The sequence below is a fragment of the Methylobacterium sp. J-059 genome, from assembly GCF_022829485.1.
In the GTDB taxonomy this organism is placed as follows: Bacteria; Pseudomonadota; Alphaproteobacteria; order Rhizobiales; family Beijerinckiaceae; genus Methylobacterium.
Map to the genome: position 1 here is coordinate 1 of NZ_JAKSYA010000130.1, position 18150 is coordinate 18150.

11 protein-coding genes and 1 pseudogene are annotated in these 18150 nt (G+C 68.3%); 4 read left to right on the forward strand and 8 right to left on the reverse strand.

Annotated features, from left to right (window positions below; translation table 11 throughout):
- The 3 genes from MKK55_RS18440 to MKK55_RS18450 form a co-directional block, all read right to left on the reverse strand.
- Positions 1–563, reverse strand: a 563-nt coding sequence (locus tag MKK55_RS18440) for a molybdopterin-dependent oxidoreductase (RefSeq protein ID WP_243937026.1), incomplete at its 3' end; no start/stop codon positions are given.
- Positions 560–1384, reverse strand: a complete 825-nt coding sequence (locus MKK55_RS18445) for a cytochrome b/b6 domain-containing protein (protein WP_243937142.1) — start codon at positions 1382–1384, stop codon at positions 560–562. The genes MKK55_RS18445 and MKK55_RS18440, both read right to left, overlap by 4 nt.
- A 141-nt stretch (positions 1385–1525) precedes the next feature.
- Entirely contained in the window at positions 1526–1747 is a 222-nt protein-coding gene (locus MKK55_RS18450) for a hypothetical protein (RefSeq protein ID WP_243931997.1), read from the reverse strand.
- 597 nt (positions 1748–2344) lie between these two features.
- Here MKK55_RS18450 and MKK55_RS18455 point away from each other — a divergent pair.
- A complete protein-coding gene (locus MKK55_RS18455; protein WP_243937028.1) occupies positions 2345–2578 on the forward strand; it encodes a hypothetical protein in 234 nt (77 codons plus the stop codon).
- 499 nt (positions 2579–3077) lie between these two features.
- On the forward strand, positions 3078–3629 hold the full coding sequence (locus MKK55_RS18460) for a PAS domain-containing protein (protein ID WP_243937029.1): 552 nt from the start codon (positions 3078–3080) through the stop codon (positions 3627–3629).
- 54 nt (positions 3630–3683) lie between these two features.
- On the opposite strand, the pseudogene MKK55_RS18465 reads toward MKK55_RS18460, so the two are convergent.
- The 4 genes and pseudogenes from MKK55_RS18465 to MKK55_RS18480 form a co-directional block, all read right to left on the reverse strand.
- Positions 3684–4121, reverse strand: a pseudogene (locus tag MKK55_RS18465) (sensor histidine kinase); the annotation flags it as partial.
- A gap of 183 nt (positions 4122–4304) precedes the next feature.
- On the reverse strand, positions 4305–7316 hold the full coding sequence (locus MKK55_RS18470; protein WP_243937031.1) for a PAS domain S-box protein: 3012 nt from the start codon (positions 7314–7316) through the stop codon (positions 4305–4307).
- 127 nt (positions 7317–7443) lie between these two features.
- Positions 7444–8292: a GGDEF domain-containing protein gene (locus MKK55_RS18475; RefSeq protein ID WP_243937032.1), complete on the reverse strand. Its 849-nt coding sequence runs from the start codon at positions 8290–8292 to the stop codon at positions 7444–7446.
- Between the two features lie 216 nt (positions 8293–8508).
- Positions 8509–11679: a PAS domain-containing sensor histidine kinase gene (locus MKK55_RS18480; protein ID WP_243937033.1), complete on the reverse strand. Its 3171-nt coding sequence runs from the start codon at positions 11677–11679 to the stop codon at positions 8509–8511.
- A gap of 326 nt (positions 11680–12005) precedes the next feature.
- Between MKK55_RS18480 and MKK55_RS18485 the strand changes: the two genes are divergently transcribed.
- Positions 12006–12170: a type II toxin-antitoxin system ParD family antitoxin gene (locus MKK55_RS18485; RefSeq protein WP_243937035.1), complete on the forward strand. Its 165-nt coding sequence runs from the start codon at positions 12006–12008 to the stop codon at positions 12168–12170.
- 7 nt (positions 12171–12177) lie between these two features.
- Positions 12178–15582 (forward strand): PAS domain S-box protein, encoded by a 3405-nt coding sequence (locus MKK55_RS18490; RefSeq protein WP_409566090.1) that lies wholly within the window; start codon positions 12178–12180, stop codon positions 15580–15582.
- A 117-nt stretch (positions 15583–15699) separates the two neighbouring features.
- On the opposite strand, the gene MKK55_RS18495 is transcribed toward MKK55_RS18490, so the two are convergent.
- Entirely contained in the window at positions 15700–18138 is a 2439-nt protein-coding gene (locus MKK55_RS18495; protein WP_243937037.1) for a PAS domain-containing protein, read from the reverse strand.
- Positions 18139–18150 lie beyond the last annotated feature (12 nt).

Consider the following 18150-nt stretch of genomic DNA (forward strand, 5'->3'; position numbering starts at 1 on the left):
GGAGCCGCCTCGTCGGTCTCCGCGCCTTCCTCGCCGCCTTCCAGCGGACTGCCCTGGTCCATGGTGTCGGCGCAGTGGAACACCACGTAGCGCGTCTCCGGTTTCAGCTTGGCCCGGGAGAGGAGGTCGGCGAGCGGCACCCCGGTCCACTTGCCGATGGCGCTCCAGCCCTCGACGCAATCGTGCCGGGTGATCCGGGTGCGGGCGGGAAGCTTGCGGAGCTCGGCCAGCGACAGTTTGAAGGGCGCTTCCACGAGGCCGCCAACCTCCAGGTGGTACTTGGCGAACTTACCCTTCACCAGGGCCTTGTAATCCTTGTCCGGCGGGTCCTCGGTACCGTTTGGCTTGAACCACGGCGAGATGTCGGCCTCTGCGAACTCAGGTGCCAGCGTCCGGTCGGTGAGCAGCACGCGCTGGACGAAGAGGTTGGCGTCCTCGCCGGTCTTGAGGGTGCGCCTGAACCACTCCGCGTTGCCGAGGCGGTCGCAGCCGCCGAGCATCGCTGTACCGGCGGCGGCGGTGGCGCCGAGCAGGAGGGAGCGGCGGCTTGGTTGCCGGATCACGAGGCGGCCTCCGTCGACGTCCGCTCCGGTAACGGCTCGACCTTCCGCTCGATGACGAACCAGCCGGTGATCATGCCACGCATGTTGTTCCGGAAGCCCGAGAGGACGACCACGGCGACGTGCACGACTACGAACAGGACGAGCAGGGCCGCCACGACGAAGTGGACCGTGCGCGCCGACTGGCGCCCGTCGAACAGCGTCAGCAGAAAGGGAAAGGCCGCATCCATGGCCGGCGACATCGCCAGCCCCGCCAGGACCTGAGCGGGCAGGAGCACGAACAGCACGACGAGGTAGGTGAGCTTCTGGATGACGTTGTAGCGCTTGGCCTCGTCACCTTCAGGGAAACGCAGCGTCAGGTGCTCCCATACCGAAGCGCCGAAGTGTCGGACCTGGTCGCGCGACGGGATCACGCGGAACCTAAGCTGTCCGCTGACCAGCCCGTAGAATAGGTAGGCGAGGCCGTTCAGGACGAAGGCCCAGGCGAAGAAGAAGTGCCAGCTTCGGCCACCGGTGAGGTCCTGGTCGCTCGGCAGGGTCGCCCAGGACGGGAAGCCGCGGTCGGCCGCCTCGCCGTCGGCACCTGCCGAGGAGCCGAGCCAGCCGGTGGTGTCGAAGGTCCGCCCAAGGATGGTGACGACGCCCTTCGGCGGATCGTCCTCCGTCGAGGACATCGCCATCAGCGGCGTGTCGAAGGCGGAGACCTTGCCCCAGTACAGGGCAGGGTGGGCGTTGAAGATCTGCAGGCCGCTCATCAGCAGCACGAGGAGGCAGATCGCGTTGACCCAGTGCGCGACGCGGATGACGACCGGGTGCCGGAACATCCAGCGTCGTGTCTCGACCTCGCCCGTGTCGGGCGCGGAGCGCGCTAGGTAGGTGCGGGGCAAACGGTCTTCCTCGGGGCGATCCTCGAAAAGGGTGGAGGCCCCTGGATCGGGACCTCCGGAAGCGTAGGACGCCTCGAATTACATGCCGCGCTTCATCATCATGCGCTTCTTCATCATCCGGCGCTTCATCATGCGCTTCTTCATCATCATCCGGTCGCCGTGCATCATGCGGACCTGGGTCACGCCGGTATCGGACTGCAGGCCGTTGACGGCCATCGGGGCGGCCGTTGCGGCACCGGCTGCCAGGGACACGCCGCTGAGGGCGGCCAGGGCGGTGAGGGCGAGAGTAAACTTCTTCATGCGGGATCTCCTATAGTGGTGAATGTCTCATTCAACCTTCGTGAAAACAGAATAATTCCATACTTGTTCCGATCTAAGCCGAATGATTTAACATCAAGCTTGCCAATTAGACAAGTTAAGGCACGCTCGGAAGCTTATGCTTCGAACATGCTTGGGGCGGGGTCTTCGAGGAGGCTTACGGGATCGAGAGGCCGCAAGTTTCAGCCTCGCCATCAAGTTCCGGAGAACGCCTTCGGTCGACGGCCCGTATGAGCGCCAATCCCCGCACGTCATCTCGATGCAGGGCCCACTGGCTTTGCTCTCCGACGTGCAGGCCGCCACCAAACAGGTGCCGGCTCCGGGATGGGCCGGTGGTGACGGGCGCATTCCTCGTCGTGTCGATCAAATGAGCAATCGGTTCCCGGGCTTTGTGCTAGGGCTCAACTCGGTTCTTCCCGTGAACCGTTCTCAACTCACCTCGGCGCGCCCTGACCCGGCGCGCCTTTTTAATTGGCATAGGTATAATTTTATCAAATTTAGGTGAGCATTGTTAAATCTTCGCTAACCTCCGATACGAGCGGACGACCTGACCCATCGTGCTCTCACGAACGGAGAGGCATGATGCCGATGAACTCGAAACACATGAGATTTGCCGATCTCGACAGGCTACCCGTGCCACCGTGTTATCATGCCTTCCTGGTCAACGCTGACGGGCGTGTGGTAAGACTGGAAAACCTACCCGCCTTCGACGATCAAGACGCCCTGCGTCAGGCCGAGGCGTTCGTGGCCGGTCATGCGGTCGAGCTATGGCACGGCATGCGGTTCATGGAGCGCTTCCCGCTGCGAGGTTGAGGCGCATCAAGCCAGCGCCGCTGGCCAAGCTCGGGCTGAGGCCTATCTCGCCTCAATGGGTGAGGCCGTTCTGGAACTGATGATCACGTTGGCTCATGCGGCCGCGACCGACGACGCATGCGCGTCCCAGCTCGCTGCCATCGCAATGGCCGCTGTCGATGCCGGCGAAGGGTTCGTTGCCCAGGGAATGATCCAGTTAGCCCGAGTTCACCGCGTTCGTGCCATGCAACTACGTGGGAATATCGCTGTGCTCAGCTCCGGAGCACGGCGGGATCTTCCATTAAGACCCCACCGAAGGCTGAAGCGCTGGGCCAGGTGGGCAGGTGACACGGATCCGATGCGGCAGGTCGTGGCTGGATAGGCCATGGCGGATGCAAGGGGGACTGGTTGGTCCCCTGGCAGGATGATGGATTTTGCCGCAACATCACGGCAAACCCGGATTGGAGCCATCTTCGGTGCGGGCGCACGTCCTTGAGCCGGCCCAGCCAGGGAGGCCACGATGATCTGGGTTACGGACGACGAGGGACGGACAACCTACATGTGTCCGGAGTGGTACGCCGTCACCGGGCTGCGGTCCCCGGCCGGCCTGGGGTCGGGCTGGGCGAGCGTCATCCACCCCGACGACCGTGACCTGATGGTCGAGACGTTCCCGCATGCCTGCGCGGCGCGATGCGAGTTCACCCTGCAATATCGCCTCCGGCGCCAGGACGGCACCTACGTGTGGGTGAGCGACTCCGCCACCCCCTCATGGTTGCCGAATCGACGGGGCTTCCTCGGCTTTTTCGGGCAGATCACCGACGTGAAGCCCCAAGGACGAAGACTGATCGCGCAGGCGGAGCTCGAAAGGTTCGAGGTGACCCCGTCCGCCGGTGAGTTCGCGCCGGTCACGGCACTCGACGCCCTCGCCGAGCACATCCTCATGGCAAGGTCGCTCGCCCTGGGAGGCGCCTCGGACCATCTCCTGCCGATGGTCGACGCGTTGCTGTTCGCCGTAGGCAGGGACCTGGCCCGGCGGCAGGGCGGGGATGATGCGTCGGGCAACATCCACTGAGCCCAGCGAAACCGATCCGTGGCGAGGCATCACCCGGCGCGGGTCGGATCTCCTTCAACCCCGCCTCCCGCAGCGTTGGGGGGCGCCAACCTGGTCTTGGTGGCGGTGAACGACATCAGGGAGGCGATGCCGCCGGGTGGAAGCTTCACCGGACCCTCCGCTGCAGCGATGGAAATGTCCGTTAGCGTCGGCGTGAGCGAGTCCGGGTGAGGGTGCGGTCAAACGTGCGCCCGCGCCGGTGATACGCCATGCGGGTTCAGGTCCCGAGCAGTGCGAGGCGCTTCCTCCCGACCACCGCGGCCTCGGCAGGATGAAGTCGAACGTGGTGCCGCGGCTGGGCACGCCTTCGACGGTTAGAGTGCGTCCCTGACGCTCCACGAGATTTCGGCAGAGCAGGAGGCCGAGGCCGCTGCCTCGCTTGCCAGCGGTCCCGTTCGTGGTCGTGCGTCGGTCGAGCTGGACCAGGTCGGCGACCTTGTCGGCCGCCATGCCGACCCCGGTGTGTGCCTATGTCTGCATAAGCACAGCACACCACCGAAAGCAGCCGGACTGCTCTCCACCCAACCCGGTCATATGGTGCTGTTTCGGTGAGGGCCCGGAAGCAGACCTTCCGACCTTCTCCAAAGGGTCGAAAGCAAACCTAAGGCCCGGGCTCCATCCGTTGGATTATCACCACTAGGCCGCCGCCTCCTCGTTGGCCTCCTGCATGGCAGCGAGCGATGCCTCCAGGCGGTAGACCAACCCGGTTGGATCGTAGGAGAGCCTGACCTCGCCGCCGACCTCGGCCGCGAAGCTGCGCTCGATCAGCCGCGAGCCGAAGCCCCGGCGCGAGGGCTGTGCCAAGATGGGCGGGCCACCGTGCTCGGACCAGGTCAGGCGGAAGCGCGGCGCATCGTTCTCGTGCACGACGTGCCAGCGTAGGTCGACGGTGCCGACGTCGTTCGAGAGCGCCCCGTACTTGGTCGCGTTGGTGGCGAGCTCGTGCAGCGCCAACGCCAGCGCGAGCGCCGGCTTGGCGGAAAGGTGCACGTCCGGCCCGCTCGCGCGGATACGCGTGCCGGTCCCGCCGCGATGGACAGCCAGGGCGCCCTCGACGACGTCGGCGATGGGTGCCTGGGTCCAGCTCGACTGGGTCAGGATGTCGTGCGCGCGTCCGAGCGAGATCAGGCGCGAGGAGAACGCCTCCCGGGCGGCCTGCAGGTCGGACGCGTTGCGGAAGGTCTGGCTGGCCATCGCCTGGACGAGGGCGAGGGTGTTCTTGACCCGGTGCTGGAGCTCGCCCGTGAGAAGGCGCTGGTGCTCCTCGGCCCGCTTGCGCTCGGTGATGTCGAGCATCGCGCCGATCATGCGGACGGCACGGCCGTCGGCGTCGCGAATGAGGTATCCGCGGTCGAGGATCTCGGCGAATGACCCGTCCGCGCGCCGGAAGCGGTACTCGTCGCTCCAGGCCGATCCGGTGCCGTCGATGACCGCGTGGATCGAGGCGTCGATGCGGGAACGGTCGTCAGGATGGATGTGGTCGATCCACCAGTCGCCGGTCGGCTCGACGACATCGGGGGCGTGTCCATGGGCCTCGTGGAGCGCCTCGTTCCAGAGGACGTGGTTGGTGGCGAGGTCCCAGTCCCAGATCGCGTCGTTGGTCGCGCGGGAGGCGAGACGATAGCGCTCCTCGGTCTCTCGCAGGACCCGCTCGGCCCTGCGGCTCTCGGTGACGTCGCGGGTCGTGCCGATGAAGCGGACGGTCCGTCCCCCAGCGACGATGGCCTGCCCCTTGGCTTCCACCCAGCGCTCGACGCCGTCCTCGATGCCCACTGTCCTGAAGGCGATGTCGTAGGCGCCGCTTCCGGTCGGGTCGAGCGCGGCATGCACCGCGGCGTCGACCCAGGCGCGGTCGTCCGGGTGCAGGCCGGCCAGGAAGACGTCGTAACTGACGGGCGCGCCTGGCGGGAGGCCGAACAGGGTTCGCGTCCGGCCATCCCATTCCAGGATATCCGCGACGAGGTCGTAGTCGAAGATGCCCGTCCCCGTCGCTTCGACGGCGAGGCCCAACTGCTCCCTGGCCCTGTGCAGCGCCACCTCGGTTTCCTTGCGGTCGTGGATGTCGCTGTCGCTGCCGAGCCATCCCACGACGGCGCCGTTGCCGTCCCGCATCGGCTCGGCCCGGATCAGGAACCAGCGATAGGCGCCGTCGGCGCGGCGCAGCCGGGCTTCGGTGTCGTAGACCACCTCGCGAGCACGGGCATCGTCCCAGACGCGGATCAGGCCCTCAATATCGTCCGGGTGGATCACCTCGCCCCAGCCCAGCGGCAAAGCCTGCTCCGGGGTCTGTCCGGTGTAGGCGTACCAGCGGTCGTTGAGGTAGCTCAGGCTGCCGTCGGGATTCCCGAACCAGATGATGGCCGGGGCGAGCTCGGTCAGGGCATGGAAGCGCCCCTCGGCGACCTTGCGCTCGTGGATGTCGAGCGAGGTGCCGATCCAGCTGCGCAGCGTCCCGTTCGCGTCCCGCACCGGTTGCGCGCGCGATAGGAACCAGCGGTATTCCCCGTCGGCCCGCCGGAGGAGGAACTCGACCTCGTAGGATCCCTCCGATCTCGCAGCCGCCAGCCATGCCCGCCGCGTCGCCTCGCGATGGTCGGGGTGGATGACCGCCATCCAACTGGCCTCGCCGACCTCGCCGGCGGGGCGGCCGGTGTAGTCGTACCAGTAGGCGTTGCAGTAGGTGACGTTGCCGTCGGCGTCGCCGAACCAGACCACCTGCGGGCTGACCTCGACGAGGGAGCGGTAGCGCAGCTCGCTCGCCTCCAGGACGGCGCCCGCCTCGCGCTGTCCGGTCTGGTCGCGCAGGATCTTGACGAAGCCGACGACCTCACCGGCGTCCGATCTCAGCGGCATCATCTTGCCGCTGGCCCAGAAGCGGCTGCCGTCCTTGCGGATATGCCAGCGTTCGTCGGGGGCGCTTCCGTCTCTCAGGGCGAGCGACATCTCGGTGGCCGGCCGGTCGATCTCCCGGTCCTCCGGCGTGAAGAACGTCGCCACCGGGCGGCCCAGCATCGCCGCCTCGCTCCACCCCATGATGCGTTCGGCCCCCGCGTTCCACCGGGTGACGCTTCCGTCGGCGTCGGTGGCGACGATGGCGTAATCCGTCGCGCTGTCGAGGATGCGTTCGTGCAGCAGCCGCTGCTCGGCTTGCTCCCGCAGGGATTTCCGCAGCTCCATCTGGGCCATGGTCTGGCGGGCGAGGCGCAGCAGCCCGTTGCGCTGGCGCTCGGAAAGCGCGTGCGGCTTGGTGTCGAGAACGCAGACCGTGCCGATGGGATGCCCGTCGGACGTCTTCAGGAGGGCGCCGGCATAGAAGCGCAGCCCGGGGTCCCCGGTGACGAGCGGGTTGTCCACGAACCGCGGGTCGCGGGTCGCGTCCTGAACGTACAGGAAGTCCTCTTGCAGGAGGGCCTGGCGGCAGAACGAGGAATCGAGCGGCGTCTCGCGGACGCCCAGGCCGACCTCGGCCTTGAAGAACTGGCGACCGTCACCGATCAGGTTGACCACCCCGATGGGGGCGTCGAACAGGTCGGCCGCCGTCTCGGCGATCTCGTCGAAGTCGCTTTCCCGCGGGGTGTCCAGCAGGCGGTAGCCATCGAGTGCACGGAGCCGTGCGGGTTCCCTGTCGCTCGTAGAGATGCGATTCATCGTGGGAAAAGATCGTCCGGTCGAGGTCGTTCCGAAGATATGCCCGCCCCATTGGACGAAGGCCAGGTCGGCTCGGACCGAACCCGAGCCTTCGACCTCCATCCGGACGAACCGATGGGATCGGGCGTCAGGCCGCGTTCCGTTCGCCCGGGACCGGGTCGGTCGTCGCGGAGATCTCGATGCGGAACCCGCCCTTTCCCGAGCGCTTCGCGACGTACATGAGGCGGTCGGCCTCGCGAAGCGCAGCCGACCAATCCGTCGTCGCCCCGGGTGGCACGACGAGGGCACCCATGCTGACGCCGATGGGGTGTCCCGAACCACGTAGGCCGTTGCGAAGCCGGCGGTGGACCGCCTCGACCCGGGATGCCGCGGCCGCCGTGGTGCTCGCCTGGAGCAGGACGACGAACTCGTCGCCGCCGAGGCGGCCGAACCGGTCGCCCTTGCCGAGCACCGTCGCGGCCGAAGCGGAAAACCTGCGCAGGACGTCGTCGCCCGCCGCGTGGCCGGCGGTGTCGTTGACGGACTTAAACCCGTCGATGTCCGCGAGGGCCAACACCGTCACCGGGGCGCCCGATACGGCCGATCCCAGAACCGTGCGGGCATGCGCCTCGACGGAGGCGCGGTTCAGGGCGCCGGTCAGCGTGTCGTGGCGTGCCGCATGACGCTCGCGGTCGAAGGCGCGCCGCAGGCCGGATACGGTCACGGCCACGAACGCGTAGGCCCCAAAGCGAACTAGGCCCCGGACCGTTGCCGCGAGGGGGGACATGCCGGCGTCGATCCCGTGGAGCGGAAGGATGTTGAGGAAGGCTGCTGCGACCGCGACCGCCCACGCCTCCCGGGGACCGAGCCGCCATCCCGCCAAGGCGATCAGCGGCAGATAGAGCGGACCCGTCCCCACCTCGGGCACCATCCAATCGAAGACGATGAAGGCCAGGCTTGCCACCGCCAACACGATCCAGGTCGCCGTGCGTGACACGGCGTCCAATCGGTCCACGACGTTTCGGGGAATGGGAAACCGCATCATCGACGTGGAGGACCCTCAAGCCGGCCTATACCCCGCGGGATATGCCTTCCTGGTCCGATTCTGACGCCAATCCCCTAACAGGTCCCTGGCCCGGATGGGTCCGTTTCCGGAACATGCCGCCAAAGCCGTGATCCGGGCGCCCGGACGGCCGCAACGGTTGGCACTTCCTCATGTCGCCGTGGTGAGGTCCTTGATGCGCGATGCAAGCGTTTCCAGGACGAAGGGCTTCGTCAGCACCTGCATGCCGGGGCTGAGGTAGCCGTTCCCGAGGACCGCGTTCTCGGCGTAGCCGGTGATGAACAGCACCTTCAGGTCGGGACGGCGCTCGCGTCCGGCATCCGCCATCTGGCGCCCGTTCATGCCGCCGGGCAGGCCCACGTCCGTGACCAGCAGGTCGATGCGAACGTCCGATTGGAGCACCTTCAGGCCGGCGACGCTGTCGGCGGCCTCGATGGCGGTGTAGCCGAGATCCTCCAAGACCTCGGTCACCAGCATGCGAACGGACGGCTCGTCGTCGACGATCAGTACCGTCTCGCCCTGTCCGGCGCGCCCGACCTCGGCGAGCTTGCGCCCGACCTCGTCCTCGTCGGCATCGCCGTAGTGGCGCGGGAGGTACAGGCACACCGTGGTTCCTTCGCCGACCTCGGAATAGAGCCGGACCTGCCCCCCGGACTGGCGGGCGAAGCCGTAGACCATGGACAGGCCGAGGCCCGTTCCCTCGCCGAGCGGCTTCGTCGTGAAGAACGGCTCGAACACCTTGGCCATCAGGTCCGCCGACATGCCGGTGCCGGTGTCCGAGACGCAGACGCTGAGATACTGTCCCGGCGGCATGTCGTGCTGCCGCGCGCCAGCCTCGTCCATCCACTTGTTGGCGGTCTCGATGGTGATGCGCCCGCCCTCCGGCATCGCGTCGCGGGCGTTGATGCAGAGGTTCAGCAGCGCATTCTCAAGCTGGCCCGGATCGATCAGGGCCGGCCAGATCCCGGCGAGGCCGACCACCTCCAGGTGGATGGCCGGACCGACCGTGCGGCGGACGAGCTCCTCCATGTCGGTGATCAGGCGGTTCACGTTCGTGGGCTTGGGGTCGAGGGTCTGGCGCCGGGAGAACGCGAGCAGCCGATGCGTGAGGGAAGCGGCACGCTTGGCGGCGCCCTGGGCCACCGTCATGTAGCGGTCGAGGTCGCCCATCCGTCCCTGCGACATCCGGGTCTGCATCAACTCCAGCGAGCCGGAGATGCCGGCGAGCAGGTTGTTGAAGTCATGCGCGAGGCCGCCGGTGAGTTGGCCCACGGCCTCCATCTTCTGGGACTGGCGCAGCGCCTCCTCGGTCCTGGCGAGTGCCTCGGCCTGGGCCTTGGTCTCGGTGACGTCGCGCACGGATGAGTAGATCAGCCCATCGCGCGGCACCGCGTTCCAGGACAGCCAGCGATAGCTCCCGTCCCTATGCCGGTAGCGGTTCTCGAAGGTGAGCTGGGCCTCGCCGCGCGCGAGCCCGCCCGCGGCCGCCACGGTCGCCGCGACGTCGTCGGGATGGACGAAGTCGAGGAACGGTCGGGCCTTCAGCTCGACGTCGCTCCAGCCCAGCCTCGCCGACCAGGCCGGGTTGAGGCTGAGGAAGTAGCCGTCGAGGCTGGCGACGCAGAGCAGGTCCGAGGACGCCTGCCAGATCTGGTCGCGTTCGGCCGTGCGGGCGGCGACCTGGCGCGCCAGGTCGGCTTCCGTGCGCTTGCGGTCGGTGACGTCCTGCACGAACACATGGAATCCGTCGATGCCGCCGTCCGCGTCCCGGCGGGGCAGGTAGCGGATCTCGGCGACACGGGGACGACCGTCCCGATGCGGCCAGTCGAGCTCGAAGGTGACGGCCTCGCCTGCCAGGGCCCGGTCCATGAAGGGCTTTCGGGCGGTGTACGCCGCCGGCCCCAGGAGATCCCGGACATCCCGGCCGACGACCTCCTCCGCAGGCACGGAGAACCATTCGTCGTAGGCCCTGTTCGCGAAGCGGTAGACGTAATCCGCGCCGATGAAGGAGATCAGGACCGGGAGGGCGTCGGTGATGAGGCGTAGCTCGCGCTCGCCGGCCTCGGCGCGCCGCTCGACCCGCCGGCGCTCGGTGATGTCGGAGAAGAAGATCGCGACGCGGTGCGCAGCCGGATCGCCCGTCCGCAGGGCGCGCACGTCGAACCAGCGCCCGAACACGTCCGCGTAGTGCTCGAAATGGGCCGGCTTCCCGGTCAGGGCGACGTGGCCGTAGGTGTCGAACCAGTGCCGCTCCAGGTTCGGCGCGAACTCGCTCACCCACCGGCCCGTGACGTCCGCCCCGGTCTGCCGCACGAAGGCGGGGTTGGCCTCCACGACCTGGTAGTCGACCGTGACTGCGCCCTCGAACCGCATCTCGACGATGCAGAAGCCGACCTCGATGCTCTCGAACAGGCTGCGGTAGCGCTCCTCGCTACTCGTGAGTTGGGCTTCGGCAAGCCTGCGGTCGTGGATGTCCTCGACGATGCCGTACCACTGGACGATCTCGCCCCGGTCATCCCGGCGCGGGTAGGCGCGCGCCCGCATCCAGCGATGCTCGCCGACGGCCGCGACATGGATGCGGTAATCGACGTCGACCGGCTCGCCGCTAGCGAGGCTCGCCCCGAACGCCGCCATGGTGTGCGGGACGTCGTCCGGGTGGATCGCCCTGGCCCAGCCGGCCCCGAGCGGCTCGCCCGGGGCCTGGCCGGTGAGCTCCAGCCACCGGTTCGAGTACGAGGTGATGTTGCCCTGGGGGTCCGCGGTCCATGGGACCTGCGGGTTCAACTCCACGGTATGGCGGTAGTGGTCCTCGCTCTCGCGAAGGCGGATCGCGGTGTGTCGCAGGTCCTCGCCGGCCCGGTGCTCGGCGGTGCGGTCGCGCAGGACCTTCACGAAGCCCAGGTCCTCGCCCCCGTCGCCCCGCAGCGGCATCATCTCGCCCGAGGCCCAGAAGCGCGAGCCGTCCTTGCGCAGGTGCCAGCGCTCGTCGTCGGCGCGACCGTGTTCCAATGACAGGAGCATCTCCGTGCCGGCACGGTCGATGGCGATGTCTTCGGGCGTGAAGATGCGATCCAGCCTGCGCCCGCACGTCTCCTCGGCCGACCAGCCCAGGATGCGCTCGGCCCCGACGTTCCAGTCGGTGACCAATCCCTCTCGGTCGGTCAGGATGATGGCGAAGGAGGTGGTGCTGTCGAGGACCGCCATTTGACGTCGGCTGGGCGCGGCGGCGTCGGCCCGGGCGCGCAGGCGGACGACTTCGGCCTCAAGTTCCTCGCGGGTCAGTTGGCTCGGATCGAGGGGTAGCGTCTCGCGTATCGACATGCTGCTGGCGGTTCGGGTCCTAGGCATCCGGGACACATCGCCGGGGTCGTCCCCCGGGTTCCGAACCCTGGGTCCGAAGTGAGGGATTCGCGCGTCCGGGAAAAGCAGACAACGCGAAGCACCCTGCAGGCATCGCACTTGATGCGAACCGGCCGTGGTCCCACCCTTTCCGGGTGGACGATGGGCTCGTCGCGCGACCGCTCGCCGATGCCTGCGACAGCGTGGGCCCGTGAAATCGTCAGGACACGGGGTGTCGCGGCTGCAACACCGATTTCGGGAGCTGCTACGGGCTCCGGATGGCCGCGAAGCATTCCAGACACATTGCCTTGACCGAACCGCTGATCGCGTACGTCGAGGCCCAGGTCGCCAAGGGCGAGTACACCTCGGCGAGCGAGGTCGTCCGTGCGGCGCTTCGCCTGCTGATCGAACGGGACGAGGCCAAGGCCCGACGTCATTCCGCCGATCCGGAGGTCGTCCGTGACCGCGCCTGATCACGCCATGTCGGACGCCGCGGACGATCCGGTCCGGCTCGCGGCGCTCGACGGCTACGGCATCCTCGACACGCAGGCCGAGCAGGGTTTCGACGACATCGTCCTGCTCGCCTCGCGGATCTGCGCCACACCGGTGGCCCTGGTCAGCCTCGTCGCGGGAGACCGCCAGTGGTTCAAGGCACGGGTTGGGTTCGACCCCTGCCAGACCCCGCTGTCGCAATCGGTCTGCGCGCACGCCCTCGCGAGGCCGGGGCTGTTGGTGATCCCGGACCTGACGCTCGACCAGCGCACCCGGGACAACGCCCTGGTCACCGGGGAACCCCACCTGCGGTTCTATGCCGGCGCCCGCCTGGAAACGCCCGAGGGCATCGCGCTCGGGACCCTGTGCGTGATCGACGGGAAGCCACGGCCCGAGGGACTGACGCCCGAACAGGCCAAAGCCCTGGAAACGCTGGCCCGTCAGGTCATGGCCCAGATGGAACTGCGCCGCTCGATGGTCGCCCGGGACGACGCGCTCCGTCGGGTGCGCGAGGCGGACACCCGGCACCGCCAGATCCTCGACAGCGCCGTCGACTACGCCATGGTGACCATGGACCTCGACGGCCTCGTCACTGGCTGGAACGCGGGCGCCGAGATCATCCTCGGCTGGTCCGAGGCCGAGATGTGCGGCAAGCCGGCCCGGGTGTTCTTCACCGGGGAGGACGTCGCCGCCGGCATTCCCGAGCGCGAGATGAAAAGCGCCCGCGAGGAAGGTCGCGGCAACGACGAGCGTTGGCACCAGCGCAAGGACGGCTCCCGGTTCTTCGCGCTGGGCGAGATGATGCCCCTGCACGCCGAGGACGGCAGCCACGTCGGCTACCTCAAGATCCTGCGGGACCGGACCGACCAGCGAATGGCGGCCGAGGCGCTGCAGCGCCAGACCGACCTGCTCCGGACCGTCACCGACCACGTCAGCGAGGCGGTGTTTCAGCTCGACCTCAATGGCACGGTCACCTTCGCCAACCGGACGGCGCACACGTTGCTGGGATGGGACGACGACACCCTGGTCGGACAGGACCTGCACGAGGCCGCCCACCACCACCATCCGGACGGGCGCCCGTTCCCGTCATCCGAATGCGGGTTCGTCGAGGCCATCCGCGAAGGGAAGACGCTTCGGCAACGCGACGCCACCTTCTTTCGGCGCGACGGCACACCCATCGAGGTGATCTGCTCGAACGCCCCCGTCCGTGAGGGCGGCAGAATCGTTGGTGCCGTGCTCACGGTCTCGGACGTCACTGGCCGTCGGCAGGACGAGCGCCGCCTGCGGGAGATGAACGCCGAATTGGAGATGCGGGTCGCCGAACGACAGGAGGCCGAGGCGCGCCAACGATTCCTGCTCGACCTGACCGATACGCTTCGCGAGCAGGGTGGCCCGCGCGGCCGGATGCAGGCAGCGGCGGACGCCCTCGGGCGCTACCTCGGGGTCAGCCGTGTCGGCTACGGCTTCGTCGAGGAGGACGGCATGTCCGTCGCCCTCGGCACCGAGTACGTCGATGGCGTGGCGACGCTGGCCGGCACTTACCCGCTCGACGTGTTCGGCCCCGGCAACATCGCCAACCTCAGGAAGGGGCGGACGTCGGTCTACGGGGACGTCGAGGCCGATCCTGACACGGCCGGCCTCGGGATGGGCGCCTTCGGCATCGCCGCCATCGTCGCCGTGCCCCAGGTCCACGAGGGACGCCTTCGCTCGGTCGTCTACGTCAACCACCGCGAGCCGAGGATCTGGACGCCCGACGAGGTCTCGCTGGTCGGCGAGGTCTCGGCCCGGATCTGGGACGCGGTCGAGCGCGTGCGGGCGCAGGGGGCCTTGCGGGCGCTCAATGAGACCCTGGCGGCCCAGGTCGCCGAGCGCACGAAGGAGCGCGACCGGATCTGGCAGGTGAGCCAGGACATGCTCGGGGTCGCGGATGCCAACGGCGTCTGGGTCAGCATCAACCCGGCCTGGCAGCGCATCCTGGGTTGGGACTACCAGGACATCATCGGCAAGACCTCGGAGTGGCTCGAACACCCCGACGACCGGGAAAGGACCCGGGCCGAGGTCGCGCGGCTCGCCGCAGGCGGCCTGACGCTGGCCTTCGAGAACCGGTTCCGGGCGCGCGACGGCGGCTACCGCACGCTGTCCTGGACGGCCGTCCCGGTCGAGGGTCTGCTCTATTGTGTCTCCCGCGACGTCACCCGGGAGAAGGAGCGCGCCGCCAGCCTCCTCCAGGCCGAGGAGGCCCTGCGGCAGTCGCAGAAGCTGGAGGCGGTCGGGCAGTTGACCGGGGGCGTGGCGCACGACTTCAATAACCTGCTCACCGTGATCAAGTCGTCCACCGACCTGCTCAAGCGGCAGGACCTCTACGAGGAGCGACGGGCCCGCTACATCGGGGCGATCTCGGACACCGTGGACAGGGCCGCCAAGCTCACGGGCCAGCTCCTGGCCTTCGCCCGCCGCCAGGCGTTGCGGCCGGAGGTGTTCGATGTCGGCCGGAGCGTGAGGGCCATCGGCGAGATGGTCGGAACGCTCACCGGCGCCCGGATCGAGGTGGCCATCCGCATCGGCGACGAGCCGTGCCACATCCGCGCCGATCCGAGCCAGTTCGATACGGCGCTGGTGAACATGGCGGTCAACGCCCGCGACGCGATGGACGGCGAGGGTCGTCTAACCATCGCGGTCGAGGCGGTCGGCATCGTTCCGGCGATGCGCTCCCACCCGGAGCAAGTCGGGGATTACGTACGGATCGCGCTGACCGACACCGGCTCCGGCATTCCCCCCGATCAGGTCGACCGCATCTTCGAGCCGTTCTTCACGACCAAGGGGGTCGGCCAGGGCACCGGCCTCGGGCTTTCCCAGGTGTTCGGCTTCGCCAAGCAATCGGGCGGCGAGGTGGTGGTCGATAGCGAGGTGGGACATGGCACCACCTTCGCGCTCTACCTCCCCCGTACGGAAAGGGGTGCCGACACGGAGGAGGCGGCTGCATCGGTCGATGCCGTGGTCGACGGACGCGGCACCTGCGTGCTGGTGGTCGAGGACAACCGGGACGTCGGCACGTTCTCGACCCAGACCTTGCAGGAACTCGGTTACGGCACGCATTGGGTCACCAACGCCGACGAGGCTCTCACGACCCTGGCCGAGAGTCCGGGCGCCTACGACGTGGTTTTCTCGGACGTGGTCATGCCGGGCATGAACGGGGTGGAACTGGGGCGAGAGATCCGTCGGCTCTATCCCGGACTGCCGGTGGTGCTCACCAGCGGCTACAGCCACGTCCTCGCCCAGGAGAGCGACCACGGTTTCGAACTCCTTCAGAAGCCGTACTCGGTCGAGGCCCTGTCGCGAATCCTCCGCCGGGCCGCGTCCCGGCGCCGTCCCCGCAGGGCGGCTGCGGAATAGGACGGCGGCCTTTCCCGCGGGGCTCGCTGAGCCGTTCGGGTATCACGCTCCGGCACCCCGGAAGCCGTCGATACACCGATATCGGGCCGCCCCCACGTTCGGCGGTCGCATGTGGCGTCAGGCACCGAGCAGTCCCTTGCGCCGCCTCCAGGTCCCGACCTTTCGCAGGATGCGGGAGAGTTCCTCGACCGAGTACGGCTTGTGCAGGAGTTCGAACCCGTAGGTGCCGTTCTTGGCCAGCACGTGGCTGTAGCCCGAGGTCAGCACCACCGGCAGGTCTTGGTGACGACGGCGGATCTCGTGGCCGAGGTCGATCCCGTTCATGCCTGGCATGACCACGTCGGAGAAGACCACGTCGAAGCGGCCAGCGTCCTTCGCAAGCTCGGCGAGTGCCTGGTCGGCGTTCTCGGCCCAGACCGTCGCGTAGCCGAGCTCGGCCAGGGATTGGGTGGCGAACGCGCCGACGTCGGCGTTGTCCTCCACCACCAGGACGCAGGTGCCGTGGCCGTCGACGAGCGGCTCCGGCTCCGCGTACGCGGCAGAGGGCGTCACCGGGTCGGGCACGCGGGGCAGGTACAGGGTGAAGGTGGTGCCGCGTCCGACCTCGCTCTCGACCGCGACGTCCCCACCCGATTGCTTGGCGAAGCCGAACACCTGGCTGAGGCCCAGGCCCGTCCCGTGCCCGATGCCCTTGGTGGTGAAGAAAGGCTCGAAGATGCGCTCCAGGTCGACCTCCGCGATGCCAGCCCCGGTGTCGGCGATGGCGACCGCCACGAAGTCGCCCGCCACGGGGTTGTGTCCGCGGAGGCCCGGGAGTCCCGCGACCTCCGACATCTCGATGACCAAGCGGCCCTCGCCGCCCATCGCGTCGCGGGCGTTGATCACCATGTTGACGATCGCGGTGTCGAACTGGCTCGGGTCAGCGTTCACGAAGCCGGCGGCACTTGGCACGCGGACGTCGACCGAGATGCGCGAGCCGGTGAGAGTTCCCACCATGTCGCCGACCGAGGTGAGGCTTCGCCCGACCTCGAACACCTCGGGCTTGAGCGCCTGCCGGCGGGCGAAGGCCAGCAACTGCCCCGTCAGCTTCGCGGCCCGCTCGACGGTGTCCGAGATCGCGCCGACGTAACGGAGCCTGCGCGCGTCCGGCAGGTCCGGCCGCTTGAGCAGGTCGGTCGAGGACTTGATCACGGTCAGCAGGTTGTTGAAGTCATGCGCGACGCCGCCGGTGAGCTGTCCGATGGCCTCCATCTTCTGGGCCTGGCGCAACGCCTCCTCGGCGACCTTAAGCGCCTCCGCACGCTCCCGCTCGACGGTGAAGTCCCGGCCGACGGCGTTGATCATCCCGGCGTCCGGTCGGGTCGACCACGAGATCCAGCGGTAGCCGCCGTCCTTGTGGCGGTAGCGGTTGTCGAAGCGTGCGAACGAGTGGCCCTCCGAGGACGATTGTGCCCCTTCGACGGTATGCTCGACGTCGCCGGGATGGATCAGCTCGAACAGGTTGCGGCCGACGAGGTCCGCCTCCGACCACCCGAGCACGCTCGTCCAGGCCGGGTTCACGGCGACGATGGTGCCGTCGAAGCCGCAGCGGAGCATGATGTCGGACGAAAGCTGCCACAGGGCGTTGCGGTCCTGCGTCCGTTCGGCGACCCGCCGTTCGAGGGTCTCGTTTGTCTCCCGCAGCATGTGCTCCACCTGCTTGCGGTCGGTCACGTCGAGGACGAAGACGTAGAAGCCGTCGACGGCGCCATCCTCCGCCCGGCGTGGCAGGTAGCGGATGTCCGCGACCCTGGGACGCCCGTCCCGGTGCGGCCAGTCGAGTTCGAGTCGCACCTGGTCCCCTGCCAGGGCGGCGTCGAAGGCAGCCCGGCGCGCCGCGAGGCCCTCGTCGTCCAACAGGTCGCGAACATGGCACCCGACCACGTCTTCGGGGCGCCTATAGAACCAGTCCTCGTAAGCCCTGTTCGCGAACCGGTAGACAAGGTCGCGGTCGATGAAGGCGATCAGCAGCGGCAGGGTGTCGGTGATGAGCAGCAGTTCGGCCTCGCGCGCCCGCAGGGCGCGCTCGGACAGCAGGCGTTGCGTGGTCTCGTTGCTGACGCAGAACACCCCCACGACCTCGCCGTCCTCGTCGAACAACGGCGAGTACGAGAACGACCACCAGGTTTGTTCCTCGACCCCGCGCCGGGCCATGGTCAGGGGCAGGTCGTCGTACCGGCTCGCCGTGCCCGCCAGGGCCATCTCGATGATAGGTCGGACCTGGTCCCAGACGTCCGACCACAGGACGCGCAACGGCGTGCCGAGGGCATGCGGCAGCCTCGGGCCGAGGATCGGACGGTAGGTATCGTTATAGAAGCATGCGAGGTCGGGCCCCCACGCCAGGAACATGCTCTCCGGCGAGCCCAGGACCAGGTTGACGGCAACCTTCAGCGCGGCGGGCCATCCCGACGGCGCGCCCAGGGCGGTGCGCTCCCAGTCGTGGGCCCGCATGAGCGCGCCCGTCTCGCCGCCGGCGCGCGGGAAGGCATCGATCCGTGACGTCGGTTCAGCGAGCATGCGGAAGGGTTC